The 510-nt window shown below is 35.9% G+C and carries 1 pseudogene; it reads right to left on the reverse strand.

Annotated features, from left to right (window positions below):
- Window positions 1-79 precede the first annotated feature (79 nt).
- A pseudogene (locus tag BN338_RS10205) lies at window positions 80-510 on the reverse strand (lysophospholipase); the annotation flags it as partial.

Genomic DNA, 510 nt, shown 5'->3' on the forward strand with positions numbered 1-510 from the left:
ATAAGAAGTATTTATAGAGCGACGTTGCTCATAGAAATCTTCGTTTTTAGCGGAGCAAAATGGAAGTTAAAGTTTCATATTATTTTATAGATACATTATCGGCGATAAATGCATCAAATGCTGCCCAAAATTGTTTTTTGTGATCTTCATTATACATGATTGTATCAAGCTCAGCGCCTGTAATAGTAATACTGTCTGTCAGGTGTGTGTATTGGCATAATTGCCGTACTTCAATGTTGTTGGCAAGATTGTTTTGATTGGCGAGAATAAAGAGTGTTGGGATTTGTAAATGTCCGTGGCGTATATTTTTCTTCACAGAATCAATGACATTAAATACGGAAGCCATCCATCGGGATGTTGGAGGCTTAGTGAAAGGGGGTGAGCTTTGATGCATGTGCCCCAATTGTATATTTTTTGGGGGTGTTTTTTTAAATTTTCTCCCATCTTTTTGCTGGTATAAAGCCAAAACCTACATCAGAAAGAAATTGTGTTAATTTATGTTGAAAACCA

Origin of the sequence: Bartonella queenslandensis AUST/NH15, from assembly GCF_000312585.1 — a bacterium.
In the GTDB taxonomy this organism is placed as follows: Bacteria; Pseudomonadota; Alphaproteobacteria; order Rhizobiales; family Rhizobiaceae; genus Bartonella; species Bartonella queenslandensis_A.